Below are 1,053 nucleotides of genomic sequence, written 5' to 3'. Positions count from 1 at the left end.
TGTGCATGTTCACTAATTCGCTGATCGAATTCATCCTGTACGGGGAGAATTCAGATGCGAGACAACAGCTTCGATCGGACGATTGAGCGGAACTACATTCAGAAATGGCGGTTCCTGATCGCGGAGTATGAGGAGGTCAAGGCGGGCCGATCGGCGACATTTCGCCGGGTGGGGGATTTCTATAGGCATCACCACACCTGCTCGCAGACCTTCCGGAAATACTACAATCGCTACCTGCGGAGCGGCGGTGCGGAGGCGGACTTGTTGCCGCAGCGGCGCGGGCCGAAATGGCGTGAGCGGCACGAACCGGAAGGCATCGAGGCGGAGATCGTCGCCTGCCGGAAGCGGGGCATGAACCGATACGAGGTCCACGCCGCCTTGCGCGAACGACGAGATGCGGTACCGTCACCCTCGACCATCTACCGGGTCTTCAAACGCAATCAGCTCAACCGCCGCACCCCGGCCATGCGTGAGGAGAAACGTCGCATTATCAAGGACAAGATCGGCGAGCTCGGCCATGTCGACCTGCACCAACTGTCCCGCGACATGTTCCTGGTGCCCCCGCCCAACACCGCCTTCATCGTCAGCCTGGTCGATAGCTGCTCGCGCCTGGCCTGGGCCGAGGTGCTGACCTCGAAAAAGGCGCTACCGGTCATGTTCAAGACCTTGAAGATGATCAACACCCTCAACGTCACTTATGGGGTCCAGTTCGCCGAGATCCTTTCTGACAACGGCGCCGAGTTTGCATCTCGCAACTCCGCAGAGCACCCCTTTGAAGCCATGCTGGTCGAGCTCGGCATCAAGCATCGCTACACCAGACCCTACCGACCGCAAACAAACGGCAAGGTCGAGCGCTTCTGGCGGACCCTGGACGACGACCTCATCGAGGGCGCCACCTTCGAAAACCTCGATCACTTCGCCAACGAGCTCTTCGAGTACATCATCTATTACAACAACTTCAGGCCTCATCAGGCCCTCAGCGGCAAAACTCCAAAGGAATTTGCCGAGACCAAGACACACGCCACTCGATCAGCGAATTAGTGGACATGCACA

General features: G+C 58.6%; 1 protein-coding gene. It reads left to right on the top strand.

What is annotated here, in order from left to right:
• The first annotated feature begins 261 nt into the window (after positions 1 to 261).
• Positions 262 to 1,041 (top strand): integrase core domain-containing protein, encoded by a 780-nt coding sequence (locus AC0L3U_RS38270; protein ID WP_473364942.1) that lies wholly within the window; start codon positions 262 to 264, stop codon positions 1,039 to 1,041.
• Positions 1,042 to 1,053 lie beyond the last annotated feature (12 nt).

The organism is Bradyrhizobium sp. Kon69, assembly GCF_055807515.1.
The sequence above is the reverse complement of the archived record's forward strand: the minus strand, read 5'-3'. Positions and strand labels throughout refer to the sequence as shown.